This window comes from Paenibacillus sp. 1182 (genome assembly GCF_017833915.1).
Taxonomy (GTDB): Bacteria; Bacillota; Bacilli; order Paenibacillales; family Paenibacillaceae; genus Paenibacillus; species Paenibacillus polymyxa_D.
On record NZ_JAFICR010000014.1, the window covers coordinates 43,646 to 68,298 of the forward strand.

At 47.1% G+C, this 24,653-nt stretch carries 17 protein-coding genes; 2 read left to right on the forward strand and 15 right to left on the reverse strand.

Annotation, left to right across the window (positions count from 1 at the left end; genetic code table 11):
• Window positions 1-33: 33 nt before the first annotated feature.
• From JOD82_RS23700 to JOD82_RS23710, 3 genes are all read right to left on the reverse strand, one after another.
• A complete protein-coding gene (locus JOD82_RS23700; protein WP_209950040.1) occupies window positions 34-1,344 on the reverse strand; it encodes a galactokinase in 1,311 nt (436 codons plus the stop codon).
• Between the two features lie 189 nt (window positions 1,345-1,533).
• A complete protein-coding gene (locus JOD82_RS23705) occupies window positions 1,534-3,057 on the reverse strand; it encodes a copper amine oxidase N-terminal domain-containing protein (RefSeq protein WP_209950041.1) in 1,524 nt (507 codons plus the stop codon).
• Window positions 3,058-3,158: 101 nt separating this feature from the next.
• Entirely contained in the window at window positions 3,159-4,823 is a 1,665-nt protein-coding gene (locus tag JOD82_RS23710; RefSeq protein WP_069010358.1) for a PucR family transcriptional regulator, read from the reverse strand.
• A 244-nt stretch (window positions 4,824-5,067) separates the two neighbouring features.
• On the opposite strand from JOD82_RS23710, the gene ald reads away from it, so the two are divergent.
• Window positions 5,068-6,198 carry an alanine dehydrogenase gene (gene ald / locus JOD82_RS23715; RefSeq protein WP_069010357.1) on the forward strand — a complete coding sequence of 377 codons (1,131 nt, stop codon included), beginning with the start codon at window positions 5,068-5,070 and terminating at the stop codon, window positions 6,196-6,198.
• An 81-nt stretch (window positions 6,199-6,279) separates the two neighbouring features.
• Here the strand turns inward: ald and JOD82_RS23720 are convergent, their stop codons facing one another.
• The 12 genes from JOD82_RS23720 to melA all read right to left on the reverse strand — a co-directional run bounded on the left by JOD82_RS23720 (window position 6,280) and on the right by melA (window position 23,416).
• Complete coding sequence (locus JOD82_RS23720; RefSeq protein WP_029516095.1) at window positions 6,280-6,825, reverse strand: mismatch-specific DNA-glycosylase; 546 nt, start codon at window positions 6,823-6,825, stop codon at window positions 6,280-6,282.
• 14 nt (window positions 6,826-6,839) lie between these two features.
• On the reverse strand, window positions 6,840-7,703 hold the full coding sequence (locus JOD82_RS23725; RefSeq protein WP_069010356.1) for an aldo/keto reductase: 864 nt from the start codon (window positions 7,701-7,703) through the stop codon (window positions 6,840-6,842).
• 13 nt (window positions 7,704-7,716) lie between these two features.
• Complete coding sequence (locus tag JOD82_RS23730; RefSeq protein ID WP_069010355.1) at window positions 7,717-8,958, reverse strand: WD40/YVTN/BNR-like repeat-containing protein; 1,242 nt, start codon at window positions 8,956-8,958, stop codon at window positions 7,717-7,719.
• Window positions 8,959-9,107: 149 nt separating this feature from the next.
• Window positions 9,108-10,562 (reverse strand): PstS family phosphate ABC transporter substrate-binding protein, encoded by a 1,455-nt coding sequence (locus JOD82_RS23735; RefSeq protein WP_209950042.1) that lies wholly within the window; start codon window positions 10,560-10,562, stop codon window positions 9,108-9,110.
• Window positions 10,563-10,758: 196 nt separating this feature from the next.
• Window positions 10,759-11,523 (reverse strand): class I SAM-dependent methyltransferase, encoded by a 765-nt coding sequence (locus JOD82_RS23740; RefSeq protein ID WP_069010353.1) that lies wholly within the window; start codon window positions 11,521-11,523, stop codon window positions 10,759-10,761.
• Between the two features lie 209 nt (window positions 11,524-11,732).
• Window positions 11,733-13,829: a multidrug ABC transporter permease gene (locus tag JOD82_RS23745; protein ID WP_069010352.1), complete on the reverse strand. Its 2,097-nt coding sequence runs from the start codon at window positions 13,827-13,829 to the stop codon at window positions 11,733-11,735.
• A complete protein-coding gene (locus tag JOD82_RS23750; RefSeq protein WP_029516088.1) occupies window positions 13,804-14,706 on the reverse strand; it encodes an ABC transporter ATP-binding protein in 903 nt (300 codons plus the stop codon). Before JOD82_RS23750 ends, JOD82_RS23745 begins: the two co-directional genes overlap by 26 nt.
• Window positions 14,699-15,088, reverse strand: a complete 390-nt coding sequence (locus JOD82_RS23755; RefSeq protein WP_029516087.1) for a GntR family transcriptional regulator — start codon at window positions 15,086-15,088, stop codon at window positions 14,699-14,701. Before JOD82_RS23755 ends, JOD82_RS23750 begins: the two co-directional genes overlap by 8 nt.
• 163 nt (window positions 15,089-15,251) lie before the next feature.
• Window positions 15,252-17,927, reverse strand: a complete 2,676-nt coding sequence (locus JOD82_RS23760) for a PAS domain S-box protein (protein WP_209950043.1) — start codon at window positions 17,925-17,927, stop codon at window positions 15,252-15,254.
• A gap of 183 nt (window positions 17,928-18,110) precedes the next feature.
• Window positions 18,111-19,046 (reverse strand): nucleoside hydrolase, encoded by a 936-nt coding sequence (locus tag JOD82_RS23765; protein ID WP_069010349.1) that lies wholly within the window; start codon window positions 19,044-19,046, stop codon window positions 18,111-18,113.
• A gap of 176 nt (window positions 19,047-19,222) precedes the next feature.
• Window positions 19,223-21,367 (reverse strand): glycoside hydrolase family 6 protein, encoded by a 2,145-nt coding sequence (locus tag JOD82_RS23770; protein ID WP_209950044.1) that lies wholly within the window; start codon window positions 21,365-21,367, stop codon window positions 19,223-19,225.
• A gap of 549 nt (window positions 21,368-21,916) precedes the next feature.
• The gene (gene melA, locus JOD82_RS23775) at window positions 21,917-23,416 is read right to left on the reverse strand and encodes an alpha-glucosidase/alpha-galactosidase (RefSeq protein ID WP_069010386.1); all 1,500 of its coding nucleotides are present in this window, start codon (window positions 23,414-23,416) and stop codon (window positions 21,917-21,919) included.
• A gap of 264 nt (window positions 23,417-23,680) precedes the next feature.
• Here melA and JOD82_RS23780 point away from each other — a divergent pair, with 264 nt between their 5' ends.
• Window positions 23,681-24,526, forward strand: a complete 846-nt coding sequence (locus tag JOD82_RS23780) for a Cof-type HAD-IIB family hydrolase (RefSeq protein WP_069010348.1) — start codon at window positions 23,681-23,683, stop codon at window positions 24,524-24,526.
• The last annotated feature ends 127 nt before the right edge of the window (window positions 24,527-24,653 follow it).

Here is a 24,653-nt window from a genome sequence, read left to right on the forward strand (position 1 = left end):
TTAACCCATGGGTTAAAGTCTTCTACTGACTGACTAGTTTGTAGACTCGCAATGAGTCCGTTCAACATGTATCAAATCACTAACATTAACAGCACCGTCCTCACGGACGTTGACAACAAGTACCGGAGTTCCCAGCATGCCGCTGATCCACTCCTTATAACCATCCACATGATCATTCGGAAGAATCGTCAAGATGACACCAGCAAAGCCACCACCATGTACTCTGCATGCGCTGTTATCTATTGACTTTAAATACATTTCGGTTAAAGCCAGTGCAACCGATACGTCTTGTTCCCGCGCAATCCCACTTCTATATACGTTTTGGAGCCATTTCCATGAGGAATTACCAGATTCGGTAACGAGCCTCAGGAAATCAGTAAAGCGCCCCTCCTCCAGTGATTTCACCTGTTCATCCACACGTCTATTTTCTTCAAAAAAATGCAACGCCCGCAGTACTGCACGGTCTCCTGCTTTTTCCCTGACCATTTTAAGGTTGGCATATAGATCCTCCGGCAATAAGTCACGGCAAACCGAAGCGTCTAAAGACTGAGCCACTGCAAACATTTCGTTGGGCACCGCCGCATAATCGTCCGTTAAATCAGCATGATTTCCACCTGTATTTACAATAACGAGGGAATATCCGTTTTGTTCAAAATTCCAATGAACAGGATTTATGATCGGTTCCTTGGGATTTTCAAAGTCAATGGAAATCAAGCCGCCATATGCACAAGCCATCTGATCGAGCAGCCCCGACGGCTTGTTCCAATAGCCATTTTCCGCATACTGACCAATTTTGGATTTAGCAACAGCATCTAACGCTCCCTCGTTATAAAAATGATTTAATATCGTACATATCAACATTTCAAAAGAAGCGGAAGAGCTTAAACCTGAAGCAGAGAACACATTGCTTGATATATAAGCTTGGAATCCCCCGATACGGTATCCGAATTCAAGTAGACCAGCGGCAATGCCACGGATCAGCAGCATCGTACTGTCATCCTCCGGTTTTGGCGACAAGTCGGTTAAATCGATGACGTACTTCGTCTTGTAGCCTTCAGAAAAGAATGTAATTACAGACTCCTCCACTTTAGAAGCTGCAGCGATGGTATCGAGTGTAATACTGCCTGCCAGCACCTTTCCGTGATTGTGGTCTGTATGATTCCCACCAATTTCGCAGCGCCCCGGAGCACTAAACAGTTCAATATCCGCTACACCAAAATGCTCCCGATACGCCTGTATAAGGGATTCATATCGAGTCGTTTGCTCAGAGATTTGCTGTTGACCGTACATTCGGGCAAGCACCATTTGTCCCTCTCTGGAATTCAATAGTTCCATATCCTTCATCGTATATCCCCCTAATTGTATGTGTTTTCCTATGCTGGAATGATACTATCATTATCTCAATTTTCCCTGTATGAAAGTATGGCACTTTTAAAATTTGTAAGCGCTTATTTTAATCGCTTTACTGAGCATTTTAACAATATAACAAAAAAAGAACCAGCCCCTAATTGGGCCGGTTCCTTGAATTTCTTTTTAGTCGCGTTTCAGTACATATTCCCCATCATTATTACGAGTTACTGTGGCGCCAAGCGCCTCGGCAACTGATTTGAAAGGAACATACAATGTACCATATTCATCCGTATATGGAGCTTGTGGCAGCGTCAATGTGCTTCCTTCCAGTACAGCCTGTTTGGAGCCACTTTTCAGCTTAATCGTCTTACCTGTAATATCATCAATTACAGTAGTCTGTTTGGCAGCTGCATCCCATTTTAACTCGGAGTTCAGTTCGCTCGTCAGTTCACGCAATGGAATAAAGGCAGTACCACCACGATTCTCCAAGACGTAGTAATCGTCTTTAGGATCGAAAGTTGTTTCTACTTTTGTAATTTCCAAATCATTTTTTAAAATGTTGTAGATCGGAGAATTCGCTTCAAAATTGCGCAGCGTTGCTCCCGGAGTTAATTCAGCTTGTTTATTCAAGTCAATAACACCGTTAGAAATATCCACTTTATCAGCCGTCACACCACCATTGACGTTCCAAGATTGAGTTTCGGTCAGAATTGTGAAGGACTTCACCGGAAGACCGTCCACATCTGGCAAAGCAACCGTCAGGTCTGTCGCCGCTTTGCGAACATTTCCTTTTTCATCAAAATACATGTCGCTTTTCAGAACCGTGTTAGCACTCAGAACCGTTTTGATTTCAGGGGACTGTGCATACATGGTGCTAACGCCTACATCATACTGATCAACGGCCAGATCCAAATACTTTTTAACTTCGGTATAAGCCTCATTGACCATTTTTTCTTTGTTAGCACTCAGTTCCGTTGTTACTTTATCACTACCTTCAATATTCATGCCGGAAGCAATCGTTTTAGTCATATCAATGGCTTGCCCGATCAGCTCTTTCAAGCCTGCTTCGTCCTTCGCCAGATTCGCCAGGAACGGTTTTACCAATGTTACCAGCTCATCACCACGAAGTTCAGCATGCAGATGGGTCAGTTTCACTTTGTCCTTTTCACCGTATACTTCCTCGGTTACAGACGTTGCAGAAATGGTAGAAGGGTTAGGCGCATGCTTGAGCATAAGTGCAGCGGCTGTTTTCGTCAGTTCTCTCACGTCTTTGGAATATACATATGGATCAAATCCAGCAGGCAGACCGCTCAAACTCTCTTGCGAGTTCAAAGATATGTAATAAGGTTTTTTGGCACCTTCCAGTTGAATAGCCAAACCTTGGCGGTCTAAAGCAAGTTCAAACGGCAAATTATACTTATCGATGTGCAATGTACCTTTGGCAGAAGCAAGTTCCTCCGATTGTACTTTGGCTTCATCCACAGTGACGGAAATCGAATTAATCAAATCTACGATTTCCTTATCTCCTTGCGTGATTCCTTCTTTTGGAGTCAATTTAAGAGAGATTTTCTCCGTTGTCTGCTGGGATTTCACATCAAGTGTTCCCAATAAATTTTTACTTACATCAAATCCACCTACTGCCTGGCAACCTGTCAAAGCTACCATTAACAGAATAAGAGGGACGGCGATCCATTTTTTTATATTCATATTAATCCCCTTTCAAGATATTTCCGTAATCTCTTCTATTATCTCAGTGTTAACACGCATTGTAAATGAGTAGAATGGAAAATAGAACTAGTTATTTAGAATCAATTTTCAGCCTGAAGCATCCGGTAAGCCAGTAGTGCCATTTCCAGGCAACGACGTTTGTCAGGGTCTGCCAGATTTCCCTCTATGATTTCATTAATTTTATCCAGCCGATTATAAAGGGTCTGTCTGTGAATGTACAAAATTCCGGCGGTATCACGCTTGGAACCATGGGATTTAAAGTAGGCATCCAGTGTATCCAAAAGCTGCATATGGTGCTCACGATCATGCGCAATCAGCCCACCCAAATGGTCCTCTACGAACTCTTGTAGAAAAGGAATGCGGGGCACCGCCTTCAACAACTGATAGATTCCGATGCTGTCGTAAAATAACCGATCCTTCATGACTGGGACGCTTCGTGCCACTTCAATGACCTCATATGCCTCTTCAAAACTGCGATCCGTCCCCGTCATGCGATGCCTTACCTTACCAAAGCCTGCATGAATGCGCACCTTATCAAGCTGTCCTGCGGCATAGTTCTGAATATATTGAACTGTATGGGCAAGCACTTTTTTCATTTGCGCTGCGGAACGTAGTGTTAATTCCTCCTTGGCACAAAGGATGTAACACTGACTCCCCTTCATCATCAACAGATTGTGCAACGTTTCTTTTTTCAACAATGAACGAAGTAGCACTAGCACATCCTGATTGATGGACTCCTTGCGTACCTGACTGGCATCTTTGTCCTGATGTTCCACCTCAATGACCCCTGCCCAAAATAAATACTGTCCCTTCGATAACAATCGCAGGCCCATTCGGGTCTGGGCCTGTTCTTCACTGGGAAGCTGCCCGCTCAGCACATCCTGAATCAATTCATTTTGATTACGCAGCAATCGGTCTTCAAGAAACTGTGTTCTCAGCACCAATGTAGCGGCTGCCTTGGCCGTGTAATCGAGCAGCAGCGACATTTCTTCTGTCGGCATTTCACCATGCAGCACCAAACCTACTGCGGAAAACACCTGACCGAAGCATACAACGGGCTGGAACAACACGGCAGTGGATTCATTCAGGTGAAACAGCAGATGCCCCTCCCGATCGGCGGTCATACTAGATTCCACTTCATGGGCATAAAAATCTGCAATACGGTCCGCTAGATCCGGCTGGACGGAAGGTACGAATCGATTGGTATCAATGGAAGACATGTAGATGACCTGCCGGGCTGCATAGTCATGGAGCACACGCAAGAGGGCGCTCATATCAGTACTGCGCAGGGTTTCCTGCTGAAGTTGACGTGAAAATCGTTCCAGATCTTTTAGGAGTTCATGATGTCGGTTAATAAGTAGGGAATGAATATCTTGTGTAATTTCAACAAAACGTACTGGCTGCTCAAATACGATGACCGGGAAGTGATGTCGTTCCGCCAACTCCAGAATTTCAGAAGGGATTTCATGAATGCTCGTGCCCAGCTCCACACACAATCCCGCAGCTTCCGAGCGGATCAGTTGCTCCATATACTCGGCGCGCTCTTCCCCCTTCCGGGTAAGCCACAGGCCGGTCGTCAAAATCAAGTCATGACGGCTCACAAACGGAGAGACATTTGTGATTTCTAGCACATGGACCCAACCCACACGGCGATGTACGCCCTGTTCCCCCGCCGCCAGCTTCGCCCGCCGGAAAACGGGACGTTCCAGCACATCCGCAATGGTAAATGTTTTTTTACCGTTCATCGGCATTCTCCTTATGTATATGTCTTTATGTCATTTTACATGACATATATTCATCAAAAAGTCGAGCCTTTAAGTCAGATAATCCAACAAAATGTATGATGTCAAGGAGCTTCACCCCTTGTAAACTGTACCTAATCTAACATGAATTGCATTTATCGGCTTGAGTCCATGTAACTAATCAGCAGGCTGCATAAAAATGATAGTGAAATTTTCTTAACCATTATTTTTAGGAGAGGTGAATGAAATGAAAATTGGGGTTCCGAAAGAGATTAAAAACAATGAGAATCGTGTCGCTCTAACGCCCGCAGGTGCAGCTCAAATGATCCAACACGGACATCATGTGTTTGTGGAAAGCCACGCAGGTGTTGAAAGCGGCTTTACGGATGGAGATTATGCCACTGCGGGTGCGACTCTTGTGCAGCAAGCTGCGGACGTGTGGTCCCAGGCGGATCTGATCATCAAGGTAAAAGAGCCGCTCTCCTCTGAATACGGATATTTCCGACCAGGATTGATTTTATTCACCTATCTGCATTTGGCCGCCGAGCCAGCACTGGCCCGCGCTTTAACAGACAACGGTGTAGCCGCTATTTCCTATGAGACACTAGATGTTGAGGGCAGCCTCCCGCTGCTTACTCCGATGAGTGAGGTTGCCGGTCGAATGGCTGTACAAATTGGAGCACAACTGCTGGAAAAACCAAAGGGTGGCAAAGGCATCCTGCTGGCAGGTGTGCCGGGGGTCAAACGCGGTAAAGTGACCATTATTGGCGGAGGGGTGGTCGGTACCAATGCTGCCAAGGTCGCCATCGGTCTCGGGGCAGATGTGACACTAATCGACCTAAGCCTGCCAAGACTGCGCCAACTGGATGATATTTTTGGCAATCAGCTCCATACGCTAGTGTCCACCCCGTCCAACATTGCTGAAGCCGTGGCGCAAAGTGATTTGCTGATCGGCGCTGTCCTAATCACTGGTGCCAAAGCTCCGCGGCTCGTAACGGAAGCCATGGTACAGACGATGCAGCCCGGTTCTGTGATTGTGGATGTCGCCATCGACCAAGGCGGCATTGTCGAGACGATTGACCACATTACGACACACGACCAGCCTACCTATGTGAAGCATGGCGTCATTCACTATGCGGTAGCAAACATGCCGGGCGCGGTACCGCAAACCTCGACGCTGGCCCTGACGAACGCGACACTCCCCTTTGCTCTCCAGCTCGCAGATTTGGGTGTGCAGGAGGCGCTTCGCAGAAGCAAACCACTGCTTAGTGGCACCAATGTCCTGAATGGACATATTACCTACGAAGCGGTCGCACGTGATCTGGGATATCCCTATGTTCCCGTGGAACAGGCATGGCAGGCGAAAGCCTTACAATAGAAACAGCTCAAAGAACCACACGCTCTTCCCAGCAGGGACCGAAGCGTGTGGTTCTTTTTGTACTAGCTATATTCACCGTACTTACTGCATTTCAGATATTTCTGACGAAAGGAACGTTTGAAGACGGCGATAAATATCTGTGATTTCTTCCAGCGACATGCGCACCAGTCCGCTAGACGAAGGTGCCACAAATTCATGCATCTCAGGAATTAGCGGTTCAGGCTGAAATCCCCAATCTACTTTGGATCTTTTACTGTATTCGGTGTACACGCCTTTGCCGACAAAGCAAGCAACCTTCGGGCGGTATTCCTTTAGCTTCTCGTATAGCTTCAGACGTCCTTCGGCGTATTCCTCGCGTGCAATGTCCTCCATTCCCCTCGTGGGACGGGAAACAATGTTCGTAAAACCAAAGCCCAGCTTCAGCAGCTCCCGATCTTCCGATGGATTGTACAAGCGAGGTGTCAAGCCTGCTCCCTCAAGTATGCGCCAAAAGCGGTTGCGCGGATTCGCATAATGATGTCCTACCTCGCCTGATTTCAGGCTGGGATTAAAGCCGATGAATACAACGGATAATCCATAATCCAGATGATCATCTACCTCATGCAGTTCTGTCTCTCGCTCTGTCATGGGCTCCTCCTTCCTCAAACCATATCCAGCGGCTGCTTCCGCATCGGCGGAGGAAAAGCTTCGTCTATTTGTTGAAGTTGTTCAGGGGTGAGCCGAATACTTGCTGCCGCTGCATTTTCTCGTACATGCGATTCCTGTACCGCCTTCGGAATGGCCCAGACATCACCGTCTCGTATGACCCACGCAAGCGCAATTTGCGATGGAGTTACCCCGTGGCTGGCAGCAATGTCTACCATAACAGGATGCTCCAGCAGGCCCCGTCGCAGGCGACCACCTTGGGCAATCGGGCAATAGGCCATCACAGGCACTCCATTCGCACGGCTCCAAGGTAGCAGATCATATTCGATGCCCCGCGAAGCCGCGTGATACAGCACTTGATTGACAGCGCAGGCTTCGCCTCCACTCAGGTTCCATAGCTCCTCCATGTCGGACTTGTCCAGGTTGGACACTCCCCAGCTGCGGATTTTGCCCTGCTCACGCAGTTGTTCCATACCTTCTATTGTCTCTTCCAGTGGAATATTCCCTCGCCAATGCAACAAATACATATCCATGTAATCCGTTCCCATGCGGGTTAAGCTCGCTTCGCACGCTTGAGCCAGTCCTTGGCGGTCCGCATGATGAGGGTAAGCCTTGCTGACAAGATAGACATCGTCCCGGCGCCCCTGAATGGCCTCTCCGACGATCTCTTCTGCGCCGCCCTCCGCATACATTTCAGCCGTGTCCACCAGCAACATGCCCAGCTCGAAGCCAAGTTGAAGCGCACGCACCTCCTCCTGCCGAAGTGAGGCTTTTTCGCCCATATTCCACGTGCCCTGCCCGATGAGCGGTACTTCACGACCGTCCGTCCATGTGATCACACTTTTCTTATGTTGGCTCATATGCATTCCCTCCTTAGGAGCCTGGTGTCACAGGCTTATCAAAGACATGGCTCTGCGTCCAATGCTGTCCACCATCCGAGGTAGTGTACATAACTGGGGCCTGCTCTGAGTCCGAAAAAATAGCCCAGCCTTCTTTGGCATTTGCCATCCCGATTTGCTGACCGCCATAACCGTCAAAGCCTTGCTTTCCATTGTTCCACGTCTTGCCGCCGTCAGTCGTCCAGCCAATCGTATTGGGCTTGTCGCACGGTGCGCAATAACCGCCCATCCATGCGGTAATGCTATTAACCGCATAGAGCATACCTGGTGCCGCCCCTTCATTTTTAGGAACCTGATTGTCTTGCTGGCTAATACCTGGTGCCGGGCCACCGCCAGCGGTGGCATTCGCCAGTACAGGACGCCAGCTTTGTCCACTATCGGCAGTATGCCAAAGCGAATACGACGTCTGATTCATCCCCGTATCTCCAACCAGCTCGATCCACGCGTTGCCACGTTCTACCGAACGAATAATGGCTCCATTTAGAGGCGCCTCCGTTGTCCGTGACATGACAGTAGTCCACTTTTGGCCCCCGTTAACGGTATGTAAAATCTGGAATGAACGGTCTGTGTCCTGCGTAACCGCCCAGCCGTTTTGCCGATCATGGTAATATGGCTGTCCTACCATGTGGCCAGGCACGGGGAGCGAAGACCAGCTTTGCCCGCCATCCTTCGTATATTGGTTGCCACTGAACCCTTCCTTGGATGATACAAAGTGTAAAAAGCCCGTTTGCCCTTGCTCAGGTACAGTCCCAACAACCTCCCAGCGTTTGCCGCCATCGCGAGTGGCCAGCAGCGATCCGCTGTCTGCCATAACAGTCCAGCCTTGCTGCCCGTTCAAGGCAAAAATCTGCTGAACCGTACCTTGGCCCTGATATTGCACATTCCACGTCGATCCGACTGAACCGGATGCAGACGCGTCCGTTCGGGCAATCCAGCCATTTCCGCCGATCCAGCCGGATTGGCCGTCGATCAAACGCAACGCGGTAATATTGTCCATGCGGACTTTCGCTATAGTAGTGTCTGTGGTTGCTTGTCCTCCTGTTTTCGGTGTATCTACAGTCGCTCCCGAACCATTCGCTTGTGCCGAGACGGCACCCTTTTGCTCATTTTGAGCCGTTTGTCCTGTTTGCGAACTTGTTTGTGAGCCTGTTTCACACCCCGCTGTCACTATGGCTACGGCGAGTAAAAGCACCCAGACCGATGTTTTTTTCTTCATTTTCGTTCATCCCCTTATGTTGGTGATATACATGGCTGTGCGGGTATTGTATTCACAGCCATGTATATTCTATGTATTACCCTGCTGTCTTCGTTTCACTCTTAAGGTGAATATACGGAATGGACTGAATGCAAACCAACGTTACAGGATTACGAGTTTACAGGAACAAAGCCGCCTTTTTCGATGGCCCGAGTTCCTTCTTCACTTTGCAGCCATTCGAGTAATCGTTGCATCGAAGGGCTTGGTTCCTCGCCTTCCCGTGTGACTACAAACAGTTGAGCTGTGAATGGATATTGCTTCGAGAGGATGTGCTCTTTGTTCGGCTTCACTCCATCAATAGACAAAAATTTGACCTCTTGACGATTATGCATCACATTTGCAAAATAATAAAATGAATATCCGAGCGCGTTGTGATCCTTGTTAAAATCTGCGACTGCATTAATCATACCACCCATAATGCCAATTTGTAGTTCACGTGGCGGGTCAGCCATTTCATGGCCTGCCATCACTTTCTTTTGCATATATGTCTGACTGCCTGAATTTTCTTCTCGCTGATAAGCAATGATCGGCTGATCCTTGCCCCCTACTTCATTCCAATTACGGATAGCCCCTTCATATATACGGCGAACCTGCTCCGAAGAAAGTCCTCTAACCGGATTGTCTTGATGTACGAGGAAAATAAACGCATCCCACCCAATGGGTGTGAGCTTCATTTGTATTCCCCGACTTTTCGCCAGCCGCAGTTCCTCATCGGAAGGACCAGCCACCAGAATCAGATCCGCCTTCTTTTCGATCAAATTGACATATGCCTGATGGGTCGTGTTGAATCTCAGTTCGTGCGCTGCTCGCGCCTTGCTCATTCCGGTCAGTTCATGCAGCATATCCTGCGCAAACGGAATGGCCGCTGTAGCCCCGTCAACTACCGGAAAATCTCTCTCTGCAATGTATGGGCGTTGAGGAAGCATCAGTGTAATCGTCAGCACAATGACGAGCGCAGCAGATATCGCAGCAACAATCCATTGCCATCTATGATCCACCTTACCATTCTTGTCGATTAGCGCTGGATAACGATTCACCCCAACTCCTACTACCATGCCAACTATCGGCAGCAGTGCAGCCAGTAGAAACCAGATTTCGCCATGCTGTGTATATGGACCCAATACCTCTAACACAGGCTCCGCCCAAGCATGATAGAATGAAAAGAGCCCCCACGCCCCTCCCGACACTTCAGCAGGTTGACCACCAGACCCTTGTATTCCTACAATCCACAACCACAGCCCACATAATAATGATAATAGCCCGGTCAGCATCAGCGAAAGCTTGCCCATGCTGGACATACGCGCACTCAAGGCACCATAAGCTGCAAAGATGAGACCGATAATCCATGCATATAGAAGCAGTATTACAATCACAGTTGTATCCGTTACACCTTCATGCCTCAGTAGAAGCTGCACTTGGGGTGCCACAACCATACTCCAAACTACATTAAACATGACTGAAAACAATCCAAACATAAACGTACCGCCCAACCATGGCCAAAACCATGCTGTCCGAACAGACTCATCCTTTTCCGGCTTGGTTATAACTCCCTTTGGATCAGACATGTACATCCCCCTATAACTAATTGAATGAAATGAGACAGAAGCCATTGCTTCTTCATTGTACAATTATGGTAAAGATTAGTATACGAGAGGAGGAAAAAAAAGCCTTATCCGATCTTCCCAGCGATGAATTACTCAAGCTGCGTATGGCAAAAAAGGCCTCCCCCACGGGAAAGGCCTTTTTGTCATCGAATCTTCTTTATATTGCTCTGGCATGGATCAAAAAACGGTGCTGCTTCACGTCCCAATAGCCATCACGTTTAATATCTAAATACAGACCATATAGCTGTTCTATATATTTCTCCGGCTGAAAGTCTGTAATCTGCCATTCGATTGCTTTTAAGTAATAGACAATCGCTCCAATATCGTAAAAGCGCTGTATCGGAAACTGTTCCTGCTGCTCTAAAATTTCGAAGCCATTGCTTTTCAAACCTGCAAGTGCTTGAGAAAGGGTCCAGTCCGCATACTCGTAATCAGGTGCTCCCAAACGGTCGTTGATGCCCGCACAATCTAGGCCCCCTACCTGTTGAGTCAAAAACGTCCCACCTGGTCGCAAAATACGCCGTACCTCCGTTGGCGAAAATGACTCATGCTTATTCAGCACGAGGTCGAACCCGGCATCGCCAAACGGAAGGGAATCGCCATCCTGTATAGTCATAACGCGCACACCCAGCGGCTCCAATCTTTCCTTGGCGATAGGAACATTCGGTGCATACGCTTCTGTCGCACATACGATCTCTGGAAAAGGGCGTAGCCGAGATAATAGCTCTCCCCCGCCTGTTCCCATATCCAGCATCGCCTTGGATGAATGAATAAACTTCATAGCCTTGCTGACATAAGACCATTCCAAGGGCTCGCTCGCCACACGTCCCGTATCCGAGATGAATGAAAAATCCCATCCGGAAAATGACTGCTTATAAGTCTCCAAGAACTGTAGAAATTCACGATCTTCTGTATATTTCATATTATTTTTGCTCCTCCACCATTGAGCTGTACGTTATTGAACTCTTCTCTCTGTATGTTCTACGTTCTATCTCTCTGTGCATCTATTTTATGTCATCTCTAATGTGGAGGAGCTCTTGCCCGTCGATCAGGTTGTTATATGTCGTGTCCCAACCATCCCATGTTCATCTACCTCCGTCCATATGCCATCCAAACCAGATGCTGTCCCACTTAAGGAGCTGTCGGTAATGCCTTCGCAAGCTCCGGTGTGATGTCTTTTGAGGTTAATAAGTAATAAATCGTATGAAAGCCGGAACCGCTGATGGACTTGATTTTAACTTGGAACAGATAAGTGCCTTTCTCTACTTGTGGATCATAGCTGTAGTCATTTCGGTTATCCAGCACAGTATTCCAAAGTTTTGGATCTTCAATTGTGGTGACTTTATACTTCTGCTGCAATATTCTGAACAAATTCGCTGGTTCAATATACTTACCGGGCTGATACGACTTCTTCTCTTGAGAAACCATTGGAATAGCTCGAATCGATATAATGTCTTTCGACGTGACAATCACCTTGTCGGCGTATCCTTTGCGTTCCAGCCAAGCATTCAGCTTGTGGAAGGATATACGCCAATTAAAGGAGACAGTGCGAGTCCACTCTGGTTCTTCTGACAAAATAGATGAAGGTTTGTTCACAATATTAATATTCCCCAACGCGTAAGAACCTGCCTGCATTTCACTATAGCTCATGCCCAAAACTTCTTCTTTCAATACAGCTTCAAATTCACGAATATCTTCCGGATCAGTCAGAACAACTCGCCGTTCATTATCATCTGCCGATTGAATGCTGATCGTCTCCGCTTTACCATACAGCTTATCAAGTGAGTAGCTTACTGTTTTGTAAGGCTCAGACAGCATCACATTCGCCAGCGCTGCCCGGAAAGGCTGCTCTGGAAATGTATAGCTACGAGTCATAATGGTACCATCGTCCAAACGATAGGCAATGGATATCATTTGTTGCGGTTCTTTATTGGACCCAGCCGACTCTCCAACTGAGTGTGCACTTACAAGCTCACGCTGTAAATTCAGCACAGCAGCAATAAAAACTTTATCTTGCGAAAAATAGAGATTTTTCTGTGTCGCTCCCCCGTCCAGATACAAATTTTGCCCAGCATAGACTTGCTCGACTGAATGAGCGGTTGGAATCCGTTCCTCGTAGCCTATCCAACTAGACGTGGGGATGTACATTGCCAGACCCAAAACTGCCCCATATGCAACCAGCTCCAGCAAAGCGCGAATACGTACAATTTGCCATGTCTTGCGGATGACCATCTCCACAGCAATATAACCTAAAATAGCTCCAAGCACATACCCGAAAATTGACCAATCTCTCCCCTGGCCTCCTGTGCTATAAAAATATTCTCCTATCAGCAACATGGCACATAACATGACCCCTGCCTTAAAAAAGGGCTGAAAGAAAGTAAAGGCCATAGCCTGTGTTGCCTTTTCTACCAGCCGCTTGCGATATAACACATAGCCTAAAATCACAAACAGCAAGGAAACACCCATATAAATAAGCAGCTCCACATATGAAAATACGCTACTCGACAAATCCATAATGCGGACGAACGGCGATAAACTATACCAAATATTATTGCTGCTACGCAACCCCACGCCATTACCGTTCTGAACAATGGTTCCCAAAATCTGAGAGTAACCATATAGATTGTGCCCCAGAAAACGACTTATCATGGAGTACAAGAAAAAGGGCAACAACAGCAAAACATACACTACAACAGCTTGCAACAGCGATTGTCCTACACAGATACCTACAAACACGGTAAAGGTAAACAGGAAAATCGTAAGGACGGATACGACCAAAGCCCACGATCCAATATCATTGATATAAAAAATATAAGATAGTTCAACCGACGTATTTAGCAGGGCAGTTACTCCCGCGGTCAGCCAAATAGGTACGAGTAAAAGGATAAGGCCGCTAATTAAATGTGCCGATAACAGATGCTCTCTGCGTAAAGGAAGACTATGGTATAAATCTGATGAACCCTTCCGCTGAATAAAACGAAGCAACATCACGCCCGCCAGCACAGGCACAGTCAAGAAAATAATATTTTGCAATTCATTTCCTGGGATTGTACTATCGAACAAGCTTCTCAAAACCGTGGGCACTCGCTCGTTTCCAGTACTCATAAATAGTGGCAGTGGCACCGTAAACAATAACCCCGCCAAGTACAATAGACCGATCCAGCCATGCTGTCTCAGGCATTGGCGAATTACGCCGCCGCTACAGAAGAATCGGTTGGATGTCATAACCTGCGTCCTCCATTTCATAAATGAAAATTTCTTCAAGCGTCAACGGCAGCAAATCAAACACATGCGGCTCATACGCCTCAATCGTCTCTGCAATCCGCTCTCGTTCCCCCCGGATAATGAGCAGCAGAACACTGCCCCTTCGCTCCTTATGTACGACCGAAAGTTGGCTACAGACAGCTTCCTCATGCATGCTGTCCCGAAAAGCAACCTGCACCTTATGCGTATCGGATTTGAGGTCATCGACCTCTTTTTCCAATAGCATCCGACCTTGGTGCATAATGCCGACATGATCACACATGTCTTCAATCTCACGCAAATTATGAGATGAGATCACGACGGTCATCTCACGTGCAGCGGTTTCTTGGAACAAGAGATTTTTGATCATTCTACGCATCACTGGGTCCAGACCATCAATGGGTTCATCCAAAACCAGCAGCTCAGGCATGCAGCTCAAGGCAAGCAAAAAAGCGGCTTGGCGCTTCATCCCTTTGGAAAAACGGTGAAGTTTGCGCTTCGGGTCCAGCTTGAAAATATCCGTAAGCTGTGTGTAGCGTTCCTCACTCCAACTTGGATAAATGGAGCGGTAAAACCGGGCCATCTGACGAATTGTCGCTTGCGGGAAAAAATAAGGGGTATCCGGTAAAAACAGAATGTGCTGCTTGACTTCAGGCTGCTCATACACTGGCTGACCACCGATTAGCACCTTGCCAGTATCCGGTCGGTAAATTCCGGCAATGATTTTGAGCAAGGTCGTTTTCCCTGCCCCGTTCGAGCCCAGCAGCCCAAAAATGGAGCCCTTCTTTACCGTAAGGGCAAGCTGATCGACAGCCTTTTCTTCTGTAAATGTCTTTGTGACTTCCCTTAATTCAATCAAGGGACATCCCCCTTTCCTTTGTTTGCATAGCTTCCACGTATATGTCGTCCACTTCCTGCTGTGTAAAACCGAAATGGACAGCTTCGATCATCTGTTTTAACAATGCCACCCGAATCTCATCCCGCTTCATTTGTTGCGGCTGCTGCTGGGTAGGCGTGACAAAGCTGCCTTTGCCCTGAACGGAATAGATATATCCTTCGCGTTCCAGCTCGCGATACGCCTTCTGAATCGTATTCGGATTCACCGTAAGTTGAGCGGACAATGCCCGTACAGAAGGCAATTGCTCATCCGGCTGAAGCGATCCGTACATGATCATTTCCTTGACCTTCTCCATAAGCTGTTCGTAGATCGGCTTACGGCTGCGGATATCCAGCTCGAACACATGGACTTCCTCCTTTCAACACTGGCTCAAATTCATTTATACATGTTCAACTGTTCTAACTGTACTATTATTAATAGTACAGTTAGAACAGTTTGTCAATCTTTTCTTTGAACATTTCTTACAAAAATAGCCGTGATGCATCCTGCATCACGGCTATGTCTTTTTAGCCTTCCTTTGAATCATAAGGCTGATCACGGCATATATTGGCAAGCGTTTGCCCTTCCGGCAGTTTAAGATCCAGCTGGAACCGGAATGTTGCTCCTTTGGCCTCGTCGCTATCCACACCAATGGAACCTCCCATTAGCTTGACCAGGTTTTTGCAGATGGACAAGCCTAGGCCTGTCCCTCCATATTTCCGGTTCAATGCCGGATGAAGCTGGGAAAAAGGCTGAAACAATAGATGTTGGCGGTCTGCTGGAATACCGATTCCAGTATCAGTAACACTGAACTCAATCAGGCATCTATTTTTACGACGGCTGTAAGCCTTTCTCTCCACAAAGATATTTACACGCCCTCGCTCCGTAAATTTGATCGCATTGCTCACCAAATTCACCAGCACCTGCCGGATACGCACATGATCACCGACCAGCATCCCCGGCATTTCCTGATCCACATGCCATTCCAGCTCAATGCCTTTTTCCATAGCCTGCGTCATGAATAGGTCAGCCACACTGCCGACCACGTCATCTAGCACAAAGGATTCGTGCAGCAAAGACATTTTACCAGCTTCGATTTTGCTCAAATCCAGTATCTCGTTCAATATCTGCATTAAAGCACCACTGCTACTGGTAATAATATCTATATAGCTACGCTGCTCCTCATCCAATTCAGTATCTGCGAGTAACCCCGCCATACCTATAATGCCGTTCATCGGTGTACGGAGCTCATGACTCATCACAGAGAGAAACTCTGACTTGGCCCGATCGGCGCGTTCGGCAGACTCCTTGGCCCGAATGATCTCCTTTTCATTCGTCCTGTCTACAAAAACCATCACAGCCCCTTTTCGCTCGCCATTATCCATCAAAGGGCTGATTCGATAGGAGGCCAGAAAGCTGGACCCGCCTTTTTTCCAAAATACTGCTTCCTCTGCCTGATAAGAGGCTCCGCTTCGAATCGCTTGAAGAATAGAGGACTGTTCGTCCGGAAAATGACTGCCAATTTCGTCAGCATGGCGGATCATGTCTATGCATGCGCCATTCAGCGGTTTGGCCGATCCTACGCCGAACATCTCGACAGCTGCCGGGTTCATAAAGCGGACATGTCCTTCGGTACTTAAACCCACAATTCCTTCGGATACAGCATTCAAAATAAGCGAATGCTCATTACTGAGCTTCTCAATTTGAGCAATGTAGCTTTTGAGAGGGGTAACATTTTCTATAATCCCGTAGCAGCCTACAATTTCCTCTTGCACGAAAATCGGGATATTCGTCATCTTGATAAATAGACGCTCCCCCTCCTTATGTATAAATTCCGATTCATAGGTTTGCGTCTCACCCTGCTGGGCCAGCTCCATGTGACGCTTGATTTTATCCTGTTCCTCAGAGGAAGCCATGATAAGTATGTCAGCCCCAAGCAACTCATCCTTCGTATAACCCGTAAGCTCCTCCAAGCTCGGATTCACACTTAAGATATGACCTTCCATATTCACGGCGCATATCCCGAGTGGATTATGCTGAAATAGTGACTTATAGCGGTTTTCACTTTCACGCAGGCGCTGCTCCATTTCCCGGTGCTCTGTAACATCCTGGATCATACCCACCACTTGAACGGGCTTGCCTGCATGCTCGTCCATTTCAGCTTCCCAGATTGAACGCAGTACCTTTTGTTCCCCATTCGGCAATACAATTCGGTAAAAGGTCTCTTCGTGTATTCCCTTCAATATAACGTTGGTGATAATCTGTTTCATGCGCTCTGTATCTTCTGGATGAACAGCCGCCATGAACGCGTCAATACTTGTTTCAACCGGCTTGACACAATAGCCAAATATGCTGCGAAATTCCTTGGAAAAATGCATAACATTGTTGACCAGATCCCAGTCCCATGAGCCGAACATCGCCAACTGTTGAGCTTTTGCCAGGTTCTCCTCGCTCTTCTGGCGCTCTGTGATATTTCGTCCGATGGATAGAACTCGCTTGATTCTGCCCCGTTCATCCCGAATAATGCGGTACGATACTTCTAGCCACAAATAGTGCCCGTCCTTATGACGAACACGCCGCTTCATGATGCCTGTTTCCTTGAACATTCCATGTACACGCATGTAATCGGCATCTTCGACATGGTAAAATTGCAATCGTTTTTTCCCAAGCATCTCCTGTTTCGTATAGCCTAAGAGTTTTTCCACCGAAGGAGAGATATATTGGAGTATGCCGTCCGCCGTGCTATATGAGATAACATCCGGCGTATTTTCCGTAATCAGCATATACAAATCCTCATTATCCGAGAGCACCTGCTCCATGTCCTTTTTCTCCGTGATATCCATTGCATACGCAATCAAATATGATTGCTCGGTAGCCTCATCATCAAATATGGTTAATTCCAGCGATAGCCAGACGGATGTTCCCCGTTTATGTTTCAAACGTAGCTCTGTCTTATAGACTTGATCCGTAGCCTGTAGCCAACCTGCGTAAGCCTCCCTCAACCCTCGCTGATCCTGAGCCTCTTTATACAAGAGATGGTAATATCGGATATCCAGTAATTCCTCCTGCTCATATCCGACCATTTTGCAAAAGGCGGGATTGACGTACAGGCACTTCCCTTCCCTCGACAAAATCACGATTCCTGTCGGGGCATGATTATACATATGTTCCAGCAAAGGTAGTCGTCGAGCAGCAGAAAACACAATCAATCTCCTCCTTTGTAGTCTGGCAGTTTTATCCAATTGCACATATTATACCATGACGTGGGATTTTTATAGCGGTGAGTCCACCTCTAGATGAAAGCCCTTAAACATGTATGCACAAAAGATTGCCGATGCAGATTCATCGGCAATCTTTGAATTATTTTTTTATACCACCCGGCTAATTTATACCACCCGGCTAAGAAAATGACGCAAAAATCGCTCCGCATCGACTTCAAGTGCCACATCAACCGTAGTCAGTGCTTGAGCTTCGTTCTCATTTTGCATCTCACGGGTGCGACCAACCTCGGTGGAATCGCCCACCTCGACGGCAATGTGCATTGGACGCGTCTCCACAAAACTGGAGTCAATAGCCAACCCTACGGCTAAAGGGTCATGCAAAGCACAGCCTGCAATGCCAGGTCTGAAATTGCGATAGGCTTCCATATAAAAGTCTGTCATATCTGCCATAAACGCGCCCAGCTCGGTCCCTTGCTCACGCCATTTGTCCACATCCTGCTGGGGAAGCAGTGTCTGCATCGTGACGTCCAGCCCGACGAGCGTAAGCGAAAAGCCCGCTCCCAGCACATAGGCTGCGGCTTCTGGATCGGCGTAAATATTCGCTTCAGCCGTTGGAGTTACATTCCCTTTCACTGTGACCGCGCCGCCCATGATGATCAGACGCTCAAGCAATTGGGGCAATTCGGGACAGCGATCCAATGCAAATGCAAGATTGGTCAGCGGTCCCACAGCTACCAGGGTAAGTTTGCCCTCATAGCGACGAGCCTGTCCGATTATAAAATCAGCGGCATCCCCAGACGCAGCCTGACGGGAGGGCGCTCCTTTCAACTGATTGCCAATACCGTCTTCACCGTGAATATGCCGAGAATAAGGTTTGAACAGCTCCCGAGCATACGGCTTGTGAGCCCCAGACACGACCGGAGCCTCTACCCCTAGTTTTTCCAGCAGAATCAGTGAGTTACGTGTTGCCTCCTCCACCGAGATATTGCCAAAGGTGGTTGTAATACCGAGTAGCTCCAATTCCGGCGAATGGACCGCGTACGCAATAGCAAGCGCGTCGTCAATGCCCGTATCTACATCTAAGATTAACTTTTTGCTCATGATGACCCTCCACAGTAGAAACAGCATTCTTTTTTTCATTATACACAATTTCAATGCTTATTCCCTTGGTCATCAAATTCTTTATTCGAAGACGTAAAAGAAGGCTACGACAGTTATGCCGTAGCCTTCTTTTACTACTTTTCAATCACTCAAGGGGCACATGTTCTAGCCGAATCCTAAGGCTCGATTCCCCACACCAGCTTATCATTGTGGAACAACGTTACTTTGTTCCATTCTGCATAAGAGGTTTTAGTTGGATCAAAGGAATAATCATTGGATTCGTTCAGGTTAGACCAGTCGCTATTGTTCATGCGGATCTGAATATCACCTGTTTGCGCTCCAGCAGCGAGCGTGCCGGCAGCAGCACTGAAACCAATTTCAATATAGTTGTCTGTAATGGTGCGCAGCACGTTATCATTGCCTACTTGCGCATAGTCTACTGTGGATTGCAGCTCTTGGCTGCCATCCTTCGTAAAATAGTAACGGATTTTCAGCTCACTCAGCTTCACGGGTGTTGTGCCTTTATTTTTCAGGTTAAGGAAAGGCTTAACTGCGTTATTCGCTGGGTCGGTGTCCCCGGCCCGGTACATTACAACCAGATCACCCGCTGGTTCTGTTGGATCAGTCGGTGTACCTTTAGGTTCAGCACTTACCGTTGCAGAATCTTTACTTGTTCCTTTCGCATTCGTAGCACTTACAACATAGAAGTAAGTTGTTCCGTTCGTCAGTCCCTTATCTGTGTACTCTCTTTCCGTTACAAGAGGGGCAACGGCTGTAAAAGGACCTGCTTCGCTAGTGGCACGTTTTACCGTGTAGCTATCGGCACCAGTAGACGCACTCCAAGTCAGCGTCACTTGAGCATTACCAGCTACGGCCTTTAAGCCAGACGGTACAGCTGGAGCTGTAGGCGCTGGGTCCACACCACCAGTGGAAGGCACGATTGCAGGGTACGCATTTTGTACCAGCATCACAAACTGATCATGGAACCAAGCTCCTGAAATAGGTGCATTCGGCAAAGCATCTGTTAATGTGCCATCCTTGGTTGTATAGGTAGGATCACACATACGGTCAAAGCCTTTACCCTCATCGTTCGGAATGAGTGAGCTGGAACCATCGGAATCACCCGGAGGTTTCGCCCAGACATAGGCATCGATATGGCCAGCTGGAGCCGTTTGTGGCGGCGTTCCCATACCTGCTCCGCTGCTATTACACCAGTTACCACGGTGCGAACGTTTGTCCACACGACCTGAGTTTACATAGGAGTTAATATCATTGCCGACTGCGGAAGTCGGACGGTTAGGTCCTCCCCATCCATTACGGCCGGTATCAATTAACATGCCGAGCGAGCTTGGCCAGCCTGCATTGACAAAATCTCTATGCAAGGACTCAGCGAAATCCGATTCATCGAAATTAGGATTCCATTCGTAGAATTTGGATGATTTGATCGGCTGCCCGCCAATATTCAGGTTGGGATCAGGCAGATTCGGTTCTGTCAACGGTGAAGTATTGGCTGTATTCGTGATAAAGCCATCCACACTGGACAAACCTTTGCTAGTATCTTTGAAGATAGTTGTAAACAGAGATACCGTTGCTGTACGGTTGTTATCCCAACCTAACCAACCAGAGTGACCGATATCCACGTATTTGTACACATTCGGAATCTCGTTCAGCTTATTCATTGTGTATTTAACGCCAGCCTCATAAATTCCTGTAGATTTGGCTTGTCCACATTGGGGAGTATCCAGATTGGTTACCAGATTTGGCAAACTGTCCGGTTCAATGATCGCTACGATGCGAATATCCTTATATTTGGGATTCGCAAAAATAGAAGCGATTTTGTCAATATAATCCTTTTTGTACGTTTCCAGACCTGCCTGAGTCAACGGCAATTCACCATTGGAAGCCAAGGCATGACAATCTCGTCCGGGCAGATCATACACAATGAATTCCGCCGTAATCGGCATGTTGCCTTTCTTTTGCGCCAATACTTGGTCCAAATGCGCTTCCAAGCCAAGCTTGCCCCCACCACCGTTAATAGCAGCAATACGATCAAGCCATACGGCTGTCGGGAACGTTTTGACCGTTTGCATTTTTGCTTTCAGATTGGCATCCGTAATTTTGGCAATCGATGTGTCGACACTAGCCGCATAATCAGGGTTAACATATTTTGTCGCTCCTTGGTAAGGATTATCGACATGGGATTCTGCATGTATTTTATCCGTAAATCCTGCACCTGGTAGAAAGCTGCTTGCGACGAGTGATAGCGCAAAAGCATACTTCATGCTTTTACGAAGCACTTGCTTTGTTTTCAATTGCTTCACCTATCTTTCCGTGGATTTTGTTGAATCTTCCTATGTCGGCACCTGATTGTTACATGATTAATTGTGAGTTACGCCTACTCTACTCTCTCCAAAAAAAGTGGCGTTCATAGTTGCGAAAGGTAAGCGCTTTCTATTTGTGCATGCGCTCACATTTTCCCCTTTTTGTCACCTCCTATGTTAGATTATAGTGAGCTGGAAATCTGCTGTAAATTGAATAAATTAAGGACTACATTATTAATTAGGCATATGAATTGCCACCCTAGTGGTTCATCACGGCCCCTCTTTTTCTGAAGTCGGTTTCTTCATTTGTTGAACATCCCTGCTATAACAAGCTTTCGGGAGATTTAGGATCGACGGCAAAAGAGCAAATTCATAAAAAGCAAGACCGTATTCTTTAATTTCCGTCAGCCTAAATCGACAATGATAAACTCCAGCACGCCAACTATGCCAAATCGTTATATCTATCGACAGCAAAAGGGTGTTTTCAGGCCCTCATGACCGTGAAAACACCCTTTTATTGTTGTGAAGTCAATCTCTGCCCTTGTTGTTCTACACTTTTTCGCGATCCTTGCCCTTGTCGGATTGTCCTGCATTTTTATTGGCGGCATCCCGATCCAGTTGCATTTCTTCAACCGTCTTCGCCTTAAGTCGTGCTGCTCCCTCATAAGGCCGGGTTGGAATCAGATCGCCTGCAGCCAAACGTTGGCGCGCCTCGGCAATCGCTGCTCCGTATTGCGGCAGCCATGCTTCCTGTGCCACTAGCATCTCATCGACCATCTGCCAAATTTCTTTGGGATTACACACCGCGCCCACTAACGGGTCCATCATAAACGCTTGCCGAAGTAGCATGTCGTCACCATGTACAGCTGCTTCGACAGCCAAACGCTGGACGGAAATACTTACATTGCAGACGGCAGCAGGACCGAGCGGAAGGTCTCCTACATGTGGCATGGAGATACCATTCCGATCCACATATCCAGGCGCTTCAATAATCGCATCGTCCGGCAAATTGGAAATCACACCGTTATTAACGACATTAAAATGCCCCCGGTATACACGTCCGGTTTCCAGACCTTCGATAATGTATGAACCATGCTCTTCACCGCGATTTTCCGCCTTGTACTCCAATGGCTCTTCTTTCATCCAGTTAGGGAAATCTGTTTCAAACCAATTACGTCCTTCTGTACATACACGCAGATAGCCGCCTGTTTCTCCGTTGATCCAGCTGCCTAGATCAATCCAGTCCATAATTTCATTCGGACGCTTCCGGTACCAAGGTACATATTCACTTAGATGACCATTCGACTCTGTGCTGTAATAGCCAAAACGGCGAAGCATGTCGATGCGCACCTTTTCGGTACGGCTATATTCGGGATGTTTTTCAAAAGCCTCCAGCAGCCCGGCTGTCAGATCCTTGCCTTCATGTGACGCCTGAATGTACCACGTCTGGTGATTGATTCCGGCGCACACAATGTCCACATCCTGCTTCTCCAGACCATACACCTCGGCAATTTGGTGATGCCCATGCTGTACGCCGTGACATAGACCGATTGTACGCACACCGCTGTATTTATTACAGGCCCACGTCATCATTGCCATGGGGTTCGAGTAGTTCAGCAGCAATACATCCGGTGCACTTAGCTCGCGGATATCCTTGCAGATGGCCAGCATTTCAGCAATACCACGCTGACCGTACATAATCCCTCCTGCACACAGTGTATCGCCCACGCATTGATCCACGCCATATTTCAGTGGAATATCCACATCGGTTGCAAAGCCCTCCAGCCCGCCAACCCGGATCGTACAAATGACGTATTTGGCATCCTTTAAAGCTATCTTACGGTCCGTAGAGGACTGTATTTGTATGGACAAACCATTCTCGCGAATATCCCGCTGGCACAGCTCAGTAACCATATCCAGATTGTGCTGACTGATATCCGTAAAAGCCACTTCAATATCATTAAATTCCGGCACCGATAACAGATCTCGCAAAATTCCACGGGTAAAACCGATGCTTCCTGCTCCAATAAAAGCTACTTTAAATGACACGGCATTCAACCTCCGGTAATTAGAATGGGTATATACCGTCATTGTAGCAATAGGCCTGTGGAAAGCGTTATCAAAATCATGACCAGTTTCGTATTTAGGTGTCAAAAATCCTAACTTTCGCGTGATCAGAGGGTTTCCCATTTCCATTTTGATCCATCCCGTTTCTCTCTTTCTATCTAGTGTTTTTTCAGTTCAATATGTACTTTAAGTGCGGTAAATGTAGTAACATAAAAGAAAACATTGGAGAGCAAGGAGCAGCCTAAGATGAACAAAAAGATTATCTTTTTAGATATAGATGGAACGCTAGTGAATGATGATGGTATGATTCCCGAATCTGCAAAAACAGCATGTATCGAAGCGAGAAAGAACGGACATCTGATTTATTTATGCACTGGCCGATCCAAAGCGGAGATTTATGATTTTATCATGGAGGTCGGTTTTGACGGGATCATCGGAGCTGGCGGGGGCTTTGTAGAAATCGAAGGTGAGATGTTATATCACCACAAAGTATCGGATGAAGATGTTAGACATATGGTCGATTACTTTGATGAACATGATTTGGACTTTTATTTGGAATCGAACGGGGGACTGTTTGCGAGTAAAAACTTTTTGCCCCATGTGGAACGGCTTATCTACGGAGATGTAGACAATGATCCCGTGGCCAGAGAAAAAAAAGAACAACGCCCGCATCCTTTTATCACCGGCCTAACTATAGGAGAGGACAACCTGTACCGTAGTGACGTGAACAAAGCATGTTTTTTGGAAAATAAAAATGTTCCTTTTGAACAAATCAAAAAGGAATTCGCAGGGAAATTTGAGGTTATTCAATGTACTGTATCTGCTTTCGGGCAAGACAGTGGTGAGCTAATGGTTCCCGGTATTCACAAAGCCGTAGCTATTGAAAAGCTTATTGAGCATTTGGGAAGATCCCAAGAAGACACCATTGCTATCGGAGACGGGATGAACGATGCTGAAATGATTGAATATTGTGCCCTAGGAATTGCCATGGGAAATGCCAAACCGGGCCTCAAAGCCATTGCAGATGACATTACGGATGCTGTGGATGAAGATGGACTGTTTCACAGCTTTAAAAAGCATGGTCTGATTTAGTGAGGTTATTTTTATATACTTAAGCCCCTGCAGCAGTTTCTGGACTTAAAAATGTCCTAATCCTACTGGTAGGGGCCTATCTCCAATGCTATCTTTCCACGGAATTCATTTAGTGTCTGCTCGACTT

Bases quoted from the DNA above. Each gene is read 5' to 3' on its own strand.
- JOD82_RS23705 (WP_209950041.1), bottom strand. From the start codon at position 3,057: ATGAATATAAAAAAATGGATCGCCGTCCCTCTTATTCTGTTAATGGTA.
- JOD82_RS23725 (WP_069010356.1), bottom strand. From the start codon at position 7,703: ATGAGCCAACATAAGAAAAGTGTGATCACATGGACGGACGGTCGTGAA.
- JOD82_RS23710 (WP_069010358.1), bottom strand. From the start codon at position 4,823: ATGAACGGTAAAAAAACATTTACCATTGCGGATGTGCTGGAACGTCCC.
- JOD82_RS23780 (WP_069010348.1), top strand. From the start codon at position 23,681: ATGAACAAAAAGATTATCTTTTTAGATATAGATGGAACGCTAGTGAAT.
- JOD82_RS23740 (WP_069010353.1), bottom strand. From the start codon at position 11,523: ATGAAATATACAGAAGATCGTGAATTTCTACAGTTCTTGGAGACTTAT.
- JOD82_RS23765 (WP_069010349.1), bottom strand. From the start codon at position 19,046: ATGAGCAAAAAGTTAATCTTAGATGTAGATACGGGCATTGACGACGCG.
- JOD82_RS23745 (WP_069010352.1), bottom strand. From the start codon at position 13,829: ATGACATCCAACCGATTCTTCTGTAGCGGCGGCGTAATTCGCCAATGC.
- ald (WP_069010357.1), top strand. From the start codon at position 5,068: ATGAAAATTGGGGTTCCGAAAGAGATTAAAAACAATGAGAATCGTGTC.
- JOD82_RS23720 (WP_029516095.1), bottom strand. From the start codon at position 6,825: ATGACAGAGCGAGAGACAGAACTGCATGAGGTAGATGATCATCTGGAT.
- JOD82_RS23700 (WP_209950040.1), bottom strand. From the start codon at position 1,344: ATGAAGGATATGGAACTATTGAATTCCAGAGAGGGACAAATGGTGCTT.
- JOD82_RS23730 (WP_069010355.1), bottom strand. From the start codon at position 8,958: ATGAAGAAAAAAACATCGGTCTGGGTGCTTTTACTCGCCGTAGCCATA.
- JOD82_RS23735 (WP_209950042.1), bottom strand. From the start codon at position 10,562: ATGTCTGATCCAAAGGGAGTTATAACCAAGCCGGAAAAGGATGAGTCT.